Annotated in this window: 10 protein-coding genes and 1 pseudogene; 6 read left to right on the top strand and 5 right to left on the bottom strand. The window is 65.7% G+C overall.

All coding sequences use genetic code 11. The annotated features are described in order from the left end of the window. Positions 1–76 precede the first annotated feature (76 nt). Entirely contained in the window at positions 77–709 is a 633-nt protein-coding gene (locus IB278_RS30265) for a response regulator transcription factor (protein ID WP_012747279.1), read from the bottom strand. Then, complete coding sequence (locus IB278_RS30260; protein WP_145743387.1) at positions 706–3,246, bottom strand: PAS domain S-box protein; 2,541 nt, start codon at positions 3,244–3,246, stop codon at positions 706–708. Before IB278_RS30260 ends, IB278_RS30265 begins: the two co-directional genes overlap by 4 nt. Positions 3,247–3,450: 204 nt before the next feature. Here IB278_RS30260 and aceE point away from each other — a divergent pair, with 204 nt between their 5' ends. The 4 genes from aceE to lpdA are packed head-to-tail and all read left to right on the top strand — an operon-like array spanning position 3,451 to position 10,303. Next, positions 3,451–6,165: a pyruvate dehydrogenase (acetyl-transferring), homodimeric type gene (gene aceE, locus IB278_RS30255; protein ID WP_145743389.1), complete on the top strand. Its 2,715-nt coding sequence runs from the start codon at positions 3,451–3,453 to the stop codon at positions 6,163–6,165. Positions 6,166–6,222: 57 nt separating this feature from the next. Next, positions 6,223–7,890 (top strand): dihydrolipoyllysine-residue acetyltransferase, encoded by a 1,668-nt coding sequence (gene aceF / locus IB278_RS30250; protein ID WP_145743391.1) that lies wholly within the window; start codon positions 6,223–6,225, stop codon positions 7,888–7,890. Next, positions 7,887–8,480: an MFS transporter gene (locus tag IB278_RS30245; RefSeq protein WP_124957650.1), complete on the top strand. Its 594-nt coding sequence runs from the start codon at positions 7,887–7,889 to the stop codon at positions 8,478–8,480. The genes aceF and IB278_RS30245 overlap by 4 nt, the downstream gene beginning before the upstream one ends. Next, entirely contained in the window at positions 8,477–10,303 is a 1,827-nt protein-coding gene (gene lpdA / locus IB278_RS30240; protein WP_145743393.1) for a dihydrolipoyl dehydrogenase, read from the top strand. Before IB278_RS30245 ends, lpdA begins: the two co-directional genes overlap by 4 nt. Before the next feature lie 85 nt (positions 10,304–10,388). Here the strand turns inward: lpdA and IB278_RS30235 are convergent, their stop codons facing one another. Beyond that, the gene (locus IB278_RS30235) at positions 10,389–10,973 is read right to left on the bottom strand and encodes a C40 family peptidase (protein WP_012747285.1); all 585 of its coding nucleotides are present in this window, start codon (positions 10,971–10,973) and stop codon (positions 10,389–10,391) included. Between the two features lie 241 nt (positions 10,974–11,214). Between IB278_RS30235 and IB278_RS30230 the strand changes: the two genes are divergently transcribed. Beyond that, entirely contained in the window at positions 11,215–12,348 is a 1,134-nt protein-coding gene (locus tag IB278_RS30230) for a PQQ-dependent sugar dehydrogenase (protein WP_192327625.1), read from the top strand. 16 nt (positions 12,349–12,364) lie between these two features. Here IB278_RS30230 and IB278_RS30225 read toward each other — a convergent pair whose 3' ends face one another. After that, a complete protein-coding gene (locus tag IB278_RS30225) occupies positions 12,365–13,162 on the bottom strand; it encodes an alpha/beta hydrolase (protein WP_192327622.1) in 798 nt (265 codons plus the stop codon). A gap of 83 nt (positions 13,163–13,245) precedes the next feature. Between IB278_RS30225 and IB278_RS30220 the strand changes: the two genes are divergently transcribed. Next, the gene (locus tag IB278_RS30220) at positions 13,246–13,848 is read left to right on the top strand and encodes an isochorismatase family protein (protein WP_145743399.1); all 603 of its coding nucleotides are present in this window, start codon (positions 13,246–13,248) and stop codon (positions 13,846–13,848) included. Between the two features lie 145 nt (positions 13,849–13,993). On the opposite strand, the pseudogene IB278_RS34250 reads toward IB278_RS30220, so the two are convergent. Then, a pseudogene (locus IB278_RS34250) lies at positions 13,994–14,094 on the bottom strand (IS110 family transposase); the annotation flags it as partial.

The following is a 14,094-nucleotide window of genomic DNA, read 5'->3' as shown; positions in this document are numbered from 1 at the left end:
CGGTTTCGATTTTCCAAGTAAAAACGCCCGCTTGCGCAGGCGTGAGAGTCATTCATTGCTATCGGGGGGATAGCTTCTAGGCTTTGGCGGCCGGCGCCGCCTGCCCGAGCGCGATCTTGAGCAGATCGGCCACGGTGTTGGCGTTGAGCTTTTCCATGATGTTGGCGCGGTGCGCCTCGACCGTCTTGATGCTGATGCCCAGGTCGTCGGCAATCTGCTTGTTCAGGCGGCCGGCGACGATGCGCTCGAGCACCTGGGCCTCGCGGCCGGTGAGCTTGGACAGCAGCGCGTCGCGGCTGGCCGACTGCTGGTGCTGGGTGAAGGCGCCGCGCGCGTGCTCGAGCATGCGCTCGACCAGCGTGACGAGCTCTTCGTCGTTGAAGGGCTTCTGGATGAAATCCATGGCGCCCTTCTTCATGCTGTCGACTGCCATCGGCACGTCGCCGTGGCCGGTGATCACCACGATGGGCAGCGGGGAACGCCGTTCGATCAGCCGGTCCTGCAGTTCGAGGCCGGTCATGCCGGCCATGCGGATGTCGACGATCAGACAGGCGACTTCGCGCGGGTCGTATCGGGAGAGGAAGGACTCGGCCGAGTCGAAGCAGCGAACCCTGTAGTCCTTGCCTTCGAGCAGCCATTGCAGCGAATCTCGCACGGCTTCGTCGTCGTCGACGACATAGACAGTGCCCTTCTTCGGAATCAAACTCATGCAGGTACCTTTGCCTCGTCGCTTGCTACGGAACTGGGAGCGTCCAACACCGGAATCCAGAAGGAAAAACGGCATCCGATCACATCCGGACCATTGTAGATGTTCTCCGCCTGCATCCTGCCCCGATGGGACTCGACGATGGTGCGGCACAGATTCAGCCCGATGCCCATGCCTTCCGGCTTGGTGGAGAAGAAGGCTTCGTACAGGCGGTCCATCACCTCGGGCGCCAGGCCCTTGCCGGTGTCCTGCACCGAGAACTCGATGGCGTTGTGGCCCTCGATCACCTTGGGCAGCACGCGCAGCTCGACGCTGCGGCGCGCGAGCGGACGCTCGGCAATGTCGATGGACTCGGCCGCGTTCTTCAGCAGGTTGACCATCACCTGCTCGATCAGGATCGGGTCCACCTGCACCACCGGCAGCCGCGCGGCCACGTAGTGGTTGAGCCGCACGTTGCGCCGCCGCAGCTCGATGCCCGCGAGCTCGACCGCTTCGCTGACCATGGTGGACACGTCGGCGGCGGTGCGGTTGGGCTCGCTGCGCTTCACGAACGAGCGGATGCGCTGGATGATCTGCCCCGCGCGCTGTGCCTGCTTGGAGGTTTTCTCCAGCGCCGCGAGCAGCGCCTCGGTGTCGATGGCCTGCCCCTTGAGGCGCGACATCATTCCGTTGCAGTAGTTGGTGATGGCCGTGAGCGGCTGGTTGAGTTCGTGCGCCACGCTGGACGCCATCTCGCCCATCGTGATCAGGCGGCTCGCGGCCTGCGCGCGGTCGGCCTGCGCCGCGGCCTGCTCTTCGGCGTCGCGCCGCGGCGTGATGTCGGTGGCGATCACCAGCTGGGCCAGCCGGCCGTCGACCCACGTCAGGTAGCGCGAACGCACCTCGAGCCACTTGCCCAGGTGCGGCACGAAGATCTCGTTGTTGGCCGTCTGGGCGGCGGTCAGGGTGTCGATCGGCAGGCCGGCGTAGGGGTCGACGTCGTCCAGGCCCTCGTCATGCGCATTGGAGGCGGGCACGCCGGCCTGCGCCACCATGCCCAGGTGGCCCACGGTGTCGGAGCCGAACCAGAGGCGGTACAGCTTGTTGGCGAACAGCAGCTCCTCGCTGCCGATGGGCGCAACCGACACGGCAGCGTCGAGCGCCTCCAGCACCGTGGTGAAGCGCTCATAAGAGGCCGACAGCTGCTCGCGGATGCGCGTGGGCTCGGTGATGTCGGTCATCGAGGTCATCCAGCCGGTCTGGTGGCCGCGCGCGTCGATCAGCGGCGATACATAGAGCCGGGCGTTGAAAACGCTGCCGTTCTTGCGCTTCACGCGCACCTGGAAGCCGCCGGGCAGGGCGCGACCGTGCAGCTCTTCCTCGAGCCGCTCGTTCATCACTTCGCGGTCCGACTCCAGCCAGTAGGGGAAGGGCGGCGACTGGCCCACCAGTTCGGCCTCGCTCCAGCCCGTCATCGCGCAGAAGGCGGCATTCACGTAGGTGATGCGGCCCTGCAGGTCGAGCACGCGCATGCCGGTGAGCATGGAGTTTTCCATCGCACGGCGGAAGTTGGTTTCGGCGACCAGCCGCTGCTGGGCCTGCTGGCGCCGCCGGGTGTGGCGCCAGGTGCCGATCAGCATCCAGCTGGTCAGCACGCTGAGTGCGCAGACCAGCCAGAACAGGCCGTTGCCGACCACGCCCTGTGAAGTGCGGTAGGCCTGGGCGCGCAGCACCAGCGCATTGCCGACGGGCGAAACCGGCACCTCGTACTCGTTGGTTCTTTCGGGCCAGGGGAGGAGCCGCCTGCCGCTTTCCCTCAGGTTGACCGTATTGCCCGCAAGCACGTCGCCCTTGGCGTCGAGCAGCGAGACCGCGTAGCGCGCCTGCACTTCCGACGGCATGCCGTAGCGCAGCAGGCCATCGACCGAAAATTCGCCGAGCACCACGCCCGCGAACAGGCCCTGGTCGAAGAGAGGAATATGCAACTGCAGCATCGCCGCGGGATCGCCGCCCGCCACCGGCTGGGAGAAAACCGGCTGGCGCAGCTCGCGGGCCAGGGCGTAGTTGCTTTCCACGTCCCCCGGGCGCAGCACGTCGCCGATCAGGTGCTGTTGCGCGGGATGCACGCTCGGCGCCGAATAGCCGGCCTTGAAGCGGCGCCGGTCGTCGATCCAGGTGACGGTCTGCAGCTCGGGGAACTGGCTCACCAGCGATTCTGCGCGGCTCGCGAATTCGATCGGGTCGATCTCGCGATTGGAGGCGTCGCGCGCGATGCGCATCAGCTGTTCCTGGCGCTCGAGCAGGCGCAGGCGCATGCGCTGCTGCGCGTATTCGACGTCCCGCCGCACGGATTCCTGCTCGCGCTCGACTTCCTCGGTGCGCAAATACCAGAACGCCGAAACGATGGCCGCCAGGAACAGCAGCACCGCCGCGATCGGCGCCAGCATGGCGACCGCGTCTTGCAGCACCGGCGTTTGCTGGCGCCACCAGCGGCGCCACCACGAGAGCGGAGACGCATTCACGGCGCTGCGGGCAACCGCCAGCGGAGAGGAAAAAGGCATGCTGCGAGTTTAGGTGATGACCCTTGTGCCAAGGAGAGAGGGCCGCAGTGCCATTGATTCCGGCGCGGGCGACTTTGTTTCCAAAATATCACAATAAGAAATTCGCATGCACGATTTGAAATAGAAGTATTTCTATGAGAAACTCCCGCGCGGTGATCGAAGAGCGCACTAAATTACAGCCACAGCCCTAAAGGAGAGACAAGCATGTCGGCAAATCCCGAGAACCTGTTCGGCTCGGCCGCGAACGACGCGGACGCCCAGGAAACCCGTGAATGGATGGATGCACTGTCCTCCGTGATTCAAAGCGAGGGACCTGAACGGGCCCACTTCCTTCTCGAGCAACTGCTCGAACATGCACGGCAGCACAGCATCGACAAGCCGTTCTCCGCCAATACGGCCTACGTCAACACCATCGAGCCCGACCAGGAAGAGCGCTGCCCCGGCAACCTCGAGATCGAGGAGCGCCTGCGCGCCTACATGCGCTGGAACGCCATGGCGATGGTGGTCAAGGCCAACCGCCACCATCCGGCCGAAGGCGGCGACCTGGGCGGCCACATCGGCTCCTTCGCCTCGCTGGCCAACATGTTCGGTGCCGGCTTCAACCACTTCTGGCACGCCGAGAGCGAAAACCACGGCGGCGACTGCCTCTACATCCAGGGCCACGTCTCGCCCGGCATCTATGCCCGCGCCTACCTCGAAGGCCGCCTGAGCGAAGAGCAGCTGCTCAACTTCCGCCAGGAAGTCGACGGCAAGGGCCTCTCCAGCTACCCGCATCCGAAGCTGATGCCCGAGTTCTGGCAGTTCCCGACCGTCTCGATGGGCCTCGGCCCGCTCATGGCCATCTACCAGGCGCGCTTCCTCAAGTACCTGCATGCCCGCGGCATCGCCAACACCGAGAACCGCAAGGTCTGGGTGTTCTGCGGCGACGGCGAGATGGACGAAGTCGAATCGCTGGGTGCCATCGGCCTGGCCGCGCGCGAAGGCCTCGACAACCTGATCTTCGTCATCAACTGCAACCTGCAGCGCCTGGACGGTCCGGTGCGCGGCAACGGCAAGATCATCCAGGAACTCGAAGGCGAGTTCCGCGGTTCGGGCTGGAACGTCATCAAGCTGATCTGGGGCAGCAACTGGGACCCGCTGATCGCGCGCGACAAGGAAGGCGCGCTGCGCAAGATCATGATGGAGACCAACGACGGCGACTACCAGGCCTTCAAGGCCAACGATGGCGCCTACGTCCGCAAGCATTTCTTCGGCCGCGATCCGCGCACGCTCGAGATGGTGTCCAAGATGAGCGACGACGACATCTGGCAGCTGCGCCGCGGCGGCCACGACTCGCAGAAGGTCTACGCGGCCTTCGACGCGGCCGTGAAGCACAAGGGCCAGCCCACGGTGCTCCTGATCAAGACGGTCAAGGGCTTCGGCATGGGCAAGATCGGCGAGGGCAAGAACAACGTCCACCAGACCAAGAAGCTCAGCGACGAGGACATCATGGCCTTCCGCGACCGCTTCAACATCCCGATCCCGGACAGCAAGATCGCCGACCTGCCGTTCTACAAGCCGGCCGACGACACGCCGGAAATGAAGTACCTGCACGAGCGCCGCAAGGCGCTGGGCGGCTACCTGCCGCACCGCCGCACCAAGGCCGACGAGAGCTTCACGGTGCCCTCGCTGGACACCTTCAAGTCGGTGATGGAGCCCACGGCCGAGGGCCGCGAGATCTCGACCACGCAGGCCTACGTGCGCTTCCTGACCCAACTCCTGCGCGACAAGGCGCTGGGCCCGCGCGTGGTGCCCATCCTGGTGGACGAGGCGCGCACCTTCGGCATGGAAGGCCTGTTCCGCCAGATCGGCATCTACAACCCCGCTGGCCAGCAGTACACCCCGGTCGACAAGGACCAGGTCATGTACTACAAGGAAGACAAGGCCGGCCAGATCCTGCAGGAAGGCATCAACGAGGCCGGCGGCATGTCGAGCTGGATCGCGGCGGCCACCTCGTACAGCACGAACAACCGCATCATGGTGCCGTTCTACGTGTACTACTCGATGTTCGGCTTCCAGCGCATCGGCGACCTGGCATGGGCGGCCGGCGACATGCAGGCGCGCGGCTTCCTGCTGGGCGGCACCTCGGGGCGCACCACGCTCAACGGCGAAGGCCTGCAGCATGAAGACGGCCACAGCCATATCCTGGCCAACACCATTCCGAACTGCGTGAGCTACGACCCGACCTTCGCGCACGAGGTGGGCGTGATCCTGCACCATGGCCTCAAGCGCATGGTCGAGAAGCAGGACAACGTCTACTACTACCTCACGCTGCTCAACGAGAACTACGCGATGCCCGGCCTGCAGCCAGGCACCGAGGAGCAGATCATCAAGGGCATGTACCTGTCCAGGCAGGGCCCGGCGCTCAAGGCCAAGTCGCCCACCGTGCAGCTGCTGGGCAGCGGCACGATCCTGCGCGAAAGCTTCGCCGCGCAGGAGCTGCTCGAAAAGGACTGGGGCGTTTCGGCCTCGGTGTGGAGTTGCCCGAGCTTCAACGAGCTGACACGCGACGGCCAGGACGCCGACCGCTGGAATCTTCTGCACCCGGACCAGGCGCCGCGCGTGCCCTTCGTGGCCGAGCAGCTCGCGCCCACGGCCGGCCCGGTGGTGGCATCGACCGACTACATGAAGGCCTACGCGGAACAGATCCGCCCCTTCATCCCGAAGGGCCGCAACTACAAGGTGCTGGGCACCGACGGCTTTGGCCGCAGCGATTTCCGCAACAAGCTGCGCGAGCACTTCGAAATCAACCGCCACTACATCGTGGTGGCTGCGCTCAAGGCATTGAGCGAAGATGGCACGGTGCCAGTGGCCAAGGTGGTCGAGGCGATCAAGAAGTACGGCATCAATGTCGACAAGGTCAACCCGCTTTACGCCTGAACATCAACAAGCAACAACCAACGAACGAACGGCGCCTCACGGCGGGAGACGAACAATATGGCAGCAGTGGAAGTCAAGGTGCCGGACATCGGCGATTTCGATGAAGTCGCGGTGATCGAGGTGCTCGTGAAGGTGGGCGACACGGTCAAGGCCGAGCAATCGCTCATCACCGTGGAATCGGACAAGGCGTCGATGGAGATCCCGTCGTCGACTGCCGGTGTGGTCAAGGAGCTGAAGGTCGAGGTCGGCAGCAAGGTGAAGGAGGGCTCGGTGGTGCTCGTGCTCGAGGCCGAGGGAGCGGGCGCCGCGCCGGCTCCCGCGCCTGCGCCTGCTGCCCCGGCGGCGGCCGCTCCGGCAGCCGCGGCGCCTGCACCGGCTGCCGCGCCGGCAGCATCGGGTCCGGTCGAAGTCAAGGTGCCCGACATCGGCGACTTCAAGGACGTCGCAGTCATCGAGCTGCTGGTGAAGCCCGGCGACACCATCGCGGCCGACCAGTCGCTGATCACGGTGGAATCGGACAAGGCCTCGATGGAGATTCCGTCGTCGTCGGCCGGCGTGCTCAAGGAGCTCAAGGTCAAGGTGGGCGACACGGTCAACGTCGGCGACCTGATCGCGATATTGGAAGGCTCGGCAGGTGCCGCGGCACCCGCGCCTGCCCAGGCTGCCGCTGCCACGCCTGCCGCAGCAACCGCCAGCGCACCCGCGCCGGCCGCTGCATCGCCGGCACCCGCTGCAAGCCCGGCTGCCGCAGCCGCGCCGCATGAGCCGACGGTCGCGCCCAGCGGCAACCTGCCGCATGCCTCCCCCTCGGTGCGCAAGTTCGCACGCGAACTCGGCGTGCCGCTCGAGGAGGTCAAGGGCTCCGGCCCCAAGGGCCGCATCACGCAGGAAGACGTCCAGAGCTTCACCAAGGCCGTGATGAGCGGCCAGGCCAGCACCAAGGCCTCGGCGGCCAAGGCGCCGGCCGGTGGCGGCGGCGCGGATGGCGCCGCGCTGGGCCTCATTCCCTGGCCCAAGGTCGACTTCACGAAGTTCGGCGCGGTCGAGCGCAAGGACCTCTCGCGCATCAAGAAGCTCAGCGGCGCCAACCTGCATCGCAACTGGGTGATGATCCCGCACGTCACCAACAACGACGAAGCCGACATCACGGAGCTCGAGGCCTTCCGCGTCTCCACCAACAAGGAGAACGAGAAGTCGGGCATCAAGGTCACGATGCTGGCCTTCGTGATCAAGGCCGTGGTGGCGGCGCTGAAGAAATTCCCCGACTTCAACGCCAGCCTCGACGGCGACCAGCTGGTCTACAAGCAGTACTTCCATATCGGCTTTGCGGCCGATACGCCCAACGGGCTCGTGGTGCCGGTGCTCAAGGATGCCGACAAGAAGGGCATCCTGCAGATCAGCCAGGAAATGGGCGAACTCGCCAAGAAGGCGCGCGACGGCAAGCTCGGCTCGGCCGACATGCAGGGCGGCTGCTTCTCGATCAGCTCGCTCGGCGGCATCGGCGGCACGCACTTCACGCCCATCATCAATGCCCCCGAAGTGGCCATCCTCGGCCTCTCCAAGGGGCAGATGAAACCGGTGTGGGACGGCAAGCAGTTCGTGCCGCGCCTGACGCTGCCGCTGTCGCTGTCGTACGACCACCGCGTGATCGATGGTGCCCTGGCTGCGCGCTTCAACGCCTACCTGGGCCAGGTGCTCGCGGACTATCGCCGAATCCTGCTATGACCACCGTAGTGGCCGTCCGCAAGGGCGGCCAGGTCACGATGGCGGCGGATTCACTGGTGACCTTCGGCGACACGCGGCTTTCGCACCGCGCCGAGGCAAACCAGAAGATCTTCACCGTCGAGGATGCGGCGGGGCAGAGCCTGTTCGCCGTGGCCGGCGCCGCTGCGCACTTCCTGGTGCTGCAGCATGCGCTGGCCGCGCAGCCGCGCGAGGCGCTGCTGTTCGGCAGCAAGCACGAGATCTTCCGCACCTTCACGCTGCTGCATCCGGTGCTGAAGGACTCGTTCTTCATGCAGACCAAGGAAGACGAGCACGAGCCCTACGAGTCGAGCCAGTTCACGATGCTGATGGCCAACCAGAGCGGCATCTACGGCATCTACAGCTACCGCGAGGTGTTCGAGTTCAAGCAGTTCTGGAGCATCGGCTCGGGACGCAGCTTTGCGCTCGGCGCCATGCACGCGGCCTATGACATCAAGTCGCGCACATCGCGCGACGTGGCGGAGGCGGGCATCGCCGCCGCCTGCGAATTCGATCGCAATTCGGCCCCACCGGTCGACGTTCTCACACTCAAACTGAAAGTGTCCAAATGAGCGAACAACAAATCAAGGTGCCCGACATCGGCGACTTCGACGAAGTCGCGGTGATCGAGGTGCTGGTCAACGTCGGCGACACGGTCAAGGCCGAGCAGTCGCTGATCACGGTCGAATCGGACAAGGCCTCGATGGAAATTCCGTCGTCGGCGGCCGGCGTGGTGAAGGCGCTGGCCGTCAAGGTGGGCGACAAGGTCAGCGAAGGCTCGGTCGTGCTGACGCTGGAAGTCGACGGTGCTGCCGCGTCCGCGCCCGCAGCGGCCGTACCGGCGCCCGTAGCCGCGGCTCCTGCACCCAAGGCGGCACCCGCGCCGGCTCCCGCTTCGGCGGCCGTGGCGGTGTCGAGCTATGGCGGCAAGGTCGATGTCGAATGCGACGTGATCGTGCTCGGCGCCGGCCCCGGCGGTTACTCGGCTGCGTTCCGCGCGGCCGACCTGGGCCTCAAGGTGGTGCTGATCGAACGCTACGCCACGCTCGGCGGCGTGTGCCTGAACGTCGGCTGCATTCCTTCGAAGGCGCTGCTGCACGTGGCCTCGGTCATGGACGAAGTGAAGCACTTCGCCGACCTCGGCGTGAGCTTTGCCGCGCCCACGGTCGATCGCGCCAAGCTGCTCGGCCACAAGAACAAGGTGGTGGGCAAGCTCACCGGCGGCCTCACGGCCATGGCCAAGATGCGCAAGGTGACGGTGCTGCGCGGCGTCGGCAACTTCATCGACCCGTATCACCTCGAGGTGGAAGAAACCTCGGGCACCAGTTGGGACACTACCGGCAAGAAGCAGACCGTCAAGTTCCGCAACGCGATCATCGCGGCCGGTTCGCAGGCCGTGAGCCTGCCCTTCATGCCGAAGGACCCGCGCGTGGTCGATTCCACCGGCGCGCTCGAGATGGGCACCGACCCCAAGCGTATGCTGATCCTGGGCGGCGGCATCATCGGCCTCGAAATGGGCACGGTGTATTCCACGCTGGGCGCGCGGCTGGACGTGGTCGAGATGCTCGACGGCCTGATGCAGGGCGCAGACCGCGACCTCGTGAAGGTCTGGCAGAAGATGAATGCGCCGCGCTTCGACAACATCATGCTCAAGACCAAGACGGTGGGCGCCGAGGCCACGAAGGAGGGCATCAAGGTGAGCTTCGAGGGCGAGCAGGCACCCAAGGAGCCGCAGGTCTATGACCTGGTGCTGCAGGCGGTGGGCCGCAGCCCGAACGGCAAGAAGATCGGCGCGGAGAAGGCCGGCGTCGCGGTGAGCGACCGCGGCTTCATTCCGGTCGACATCCAGATGCGCACCAACGTGCCGCACATCTTCGCCATCGGCGACATCGTCGGCCAGCCGATGCTGGCGCACAAGGCGGTGCACGAGGCGCATGTGGCGGCCGAGGTGATAGCCGGCGAGCAGAAGGGCGACAAGGAGCTGTCGAGCGCCGCGTTCAACGCCCGCGTGATCCCGAGCGTGGCCTATACCGACCCCGAGGTGGCGTGGGTCGGGCTCACCGAGGACCAGGCCAAGGCCGAAGGCATCAAGATCAAGAAGGGCCATTTCCCGTGGACCGCTTCGGGCCGCGCCATCGCCAACGGCCGCGACGAGGGCTTCACCAAGCTGCTGTTCGACGCCCAGACGCATCGCATCCTGGGCGGCGGCATCGTCGGCACGCATGCCGGCGACATGATCGGGGAGATTGCGCTGGCCATCGAGATGGGCGCCGACGAGATCGACATCGGCAAGACCATCCATCCGCATCCGACGCTGGGCGAGAGCATCGGCATGGCGGCCGAGGTGGCGCACGGGACCTGTACCGATCTGCCGCCGGCCAAGAAGGCGGCCTGACCGGGGTTTCGGCCGGCCACAAAAAATCCCGCCGCGGCGGGATTTTTTTCGTCCTGATGGAGGACGCGAAGATCCGGGGAAAGGCTCAGTTGCCGGTGTGGGTTGCCGCAGTTGCCGCGGCCTTGATCTCGTCGTTCTGGGCGCCGCCGAGCACGCGGCGCGCGCCGTCGAAGCGGCGGCTCCAGTAGCTGCCGTTCATGTCTTCCACACGCACCTGGGCGCCCGTGCGCGGCGAGTGGATGAACTTGCCTTCGCCGACATAGATGCCGACATGGCTGAAGGCACGGCGCATGGTGTTGAAGAAGACCAGGTCGCCCGGCTTGAGCTGGCTGGGATCGATCTTCTCGGTGGCGGCTGCCTGCTCCTCGGCGCGGCGCGGCAGCACATGGCCGAGCGTCTGGTTGTACATCGCGCGAACGAAGCCGCTGCAATCAAAGCCGGATTCGGCCGAGTTGCCGCCGCGGCGATAGGGCACGCCGAGGAAGCCGATGGCGGTAACCACCAGATCGGAGGTTCGTTCAGCGACGGTTTGGCGGACCTGCCTGAGTTGTCCGATGATGCCCTTGTCGGCCAGCAACCGGGCCAGTTCGTCGTCGGTTCGGTCCTGTTGGGGGGCGGCCTGGACGGCGACGGCAAACAGGAGAGACGCGGGTAGGACGAAAAAACGCATGGCGCGTAGGATATTGATGACGCGCAGTTATGTCAACCTCATCCGAATTGGTGAATGTATCTTCAAGTCTTTGATTTGTTTGATTTTTTTTGATCCGATCAAAGAAAAAATGTAACGGCCGATCTTTATGAACCATAAGCGATTGGCTGAAGGCGAACTTTTGTACTCGCATTGGAGGGGCGAACAGCCTGGATTCGCACTCCATTTCACGTCAAGATCGCACCAACTACCCGGAAAAGACATGAACCTGCGAATTCAGGAAGTTGGGCGCCTCCTGGGAAGGGCGGCCCTGGCGGCGGTTCTGGCCGTCGGGGGTGCCGCCACGGCGCAGATACGCCCGGAAACCATTTCAACCGGCCTCGAGAATCCGTGGGGCGTGGCCTTCTTGCCGGGCGGCCGTTTCGTGGTCACGGAGCGGGCCGGCCGGTTGCGGCTGATCGCTGCGGACGGCAAGATCGGCGCGCCCATTGCCGGCCTGCCGGCCATCGCGGCCGGCGGGCAGGGCGGCTTGCTCGACGTGGTGGCCGATTCGGGCTTCGACAAGAACCGCACGCTGTATTTCTGCTTCTCGGAACCTGCAGGCGGCGGCGGTGCGGGCAACGGCACGGCGCTGGCCAGCACCCAGCTTTCGGCCGACGGCACGCGGCTCGAGAACCTGAAAATCATCTTCAGCCAGCAGCCCAAGGTGGCCAGCCGCCACCATTTCGGCTGCCGCATCGTCGAGGCGCGCGACGGCACGCTGTTTCTCACGCTGGGCGAGCGGTTCAGCCGCAAGGAAGATGCGCAGAAGCTCGACAACCACCTTGGCAAGGTGGTGCGCATCGCCAAGGACGGATCGGCGCCCGGGGACAACCCCTTCGTCGGCCGGGCGGGCGCGCTGCCCGAGATCTGGAGCTATGGCCACCGCAACGGACAGGGCGCAGCGCTCGCGCCCGATGGCCGCTTCTGGATGACCGAGCACGGTCCGCAGGGCGGCGACGAGATCAACATCCCGCAGGCCGGCCGCAACTACGGCTGGCCGGTGATCACCTACGGCGAGAACTATGGCGGCGGAAAGATCGGCGAGGGCATCACGGCGAGGGATGGCATGGAACAGCCGTTGCACTACTGGGTGCCGTCGATCGCGCCCTCGGGCATGGCTTTTCTTACCAGCGACCGCTACGGTGCGGCATGGAAGGGCAACCTGTTCGTGGGTTCGCTCAAGTTCGGCTATCTCGACCGCATCGAGCTGAAGGACGGCAAGGTGGTGGCCGAGCACAAACTGCTGGCCGACGACCGGGCCCGCATTCGCGATGTGAAGCAGGGGCCGGACGGCCTGCTCTACGTGCTGACTGACGAATCCGACGGCAAGCTGCTGCGCCTGCGGCCGAACTGAGGCCCGCCTCCAGCCCTCAGCCGGGGCAGCCCGGCAGCGGCAAAGTCGGCAGCATGCGGCGCCAGAGCCGCGTCCACTCGGGCCAGTCGTGGCCGCCTTCGGTCGTGAAGACGCGGCCCGCGGGCAGCGCGGCCGCCAGCAGCCGATGGCTGAAGGCAAAGCGGTCGTCGGTGCCATAGCCCAGGTAGAGCGGCGGCCGCGGCCCGAAGGTGGCGGTGGCGCCGACATAGCCGCGCAGCCACTGCCACAGCTGGGTCTCGTTCGGCGTTCGCGGGTCGCTGCCCGGCGGATCGCCCAGCGGCCCGGTCCAGCGGGCAAGGCCGCCGGCATTGGCAATGTCGGTGCCCAGCGTGCGTTCTCCGAGATAGGGCGCAATGGCGACGATGCCCGCGAGTTCGCCGGGATGGGTCTGCGCGTAGAGCAGCCCGCCGAAGCCGCCGACCGAAATGCCGACGATCCAGATGGCCTTGTAGCCCTGGCTGCGCGCCGGCGCGATCACGTCCCGCTGCAGGCGGTCGAGGATGGTCTTGCCGTTGTAGTAGCCAAGGTGCGCGTCGACCCGCACCACGTCCACCGCGAGCCTGTTTTCGTTCAGGGCCTCGATGAAGCCTTCGCGCTCGAATTCGTCCGGGTGCGAGTACGCGCCGGGCAGCATCACGATCAGCGTGTCGGCGTTCGGCGTGCAGCTGCTCTTCTCGAGCGTGCGCTCCAGCGGCGCCTTGGCGGTGCGCAGGCCGCCGCATCCGGTCGCCACGAGCGCCGCGCCAAGGGCCAGAATCGGCAAATGGCGCCGGGCCGAAAAGAAGATCCGCATCCGACCGGAGTCTAGAGAGATACGTGCCCTTTCGGTGGTACGGTCTGGCCCCATCAATTCCATCTGAATGAAAGAACCGGTTCATGCTGCTCGACGCCTCGCTTTCCCAACTCGTCCTGGTCGACTTCCAGGCGCGGCTGATGCCGTCGATCTTCGAGGGCGAAGCGGTCGCGCAGAACGCGGTGCGGCTCGGCAGGATGGCCCAGCTGTTCCAGGTGCCGGTGTGGGGCACCGAGCACAACCCCTCCAAGCTCGGCGAAAACGTGCCCGACATCCGCGCGCTGTGCCAGCGCACCCTGTCGAAGATGCATTTCAGCGGCGTGGAGGAGGGCCTTGGCGAATGGCTGCGCGTGCCGGCGAAGGCGCCGCAGGGCAATGCCCGCAGCCTGCCCAAGCACCTGCAGAAGCCTGCTGCGGCCGCCGAAGAGCGCAATTCCATCGTGATTGCCGGCTGCGAAGCCCATGTCTGCCTGCTGCAGACTGCGCTCGACCTGCTGGAGGATGAATTCGAAGTCTGGGTCGTCACCGATGCCTGCAGTTCGCGCACCGAGCGCAACCGCGACGCCGCCTTCGACCGGCTGGCCGGTGCGGGGGCTGAACTCGTGACGACCGAGATGGTCGGCTTCGAATGGCTGCGCACGGCGGAGCACCCCGCGTTTTCCGAACTGCTCGCCCTGATCCGATAGCCGCGGCCGGCGGCGCACCACAAGGGCTCGGCCGGATTGTTCCGGCCGTCAGCTTGCTGCAAGATCGGTCTCCATAATTATGAATTCAGTTTTGGCGATGCCGCCAGGGCCGGATGAATAACAGCAACCATCTTGTATGACCAACTCAAGCTGCCACCGCAAAGTCGTCGCGCCAAGGTTGCCTGGTTCTGGCAATGGCGTTGAGGATGATGAGCAGCTTGTGCATGCATGCCACCAAGGCGACCT

Origin of the sequence: Variovorax sp. VRV01, assembly GCF_014852545.1 — a bacterium.
GTDB lineage: Bacteria > Pseudomonadota > Gammaproteobacteria > Burkholderiales > Burkholderiaceae_C > Variovorax > Variovorax beijingensis_A.
This window is presented reverse-complemented; position numbering and strand designations above follow the sequence as displayed.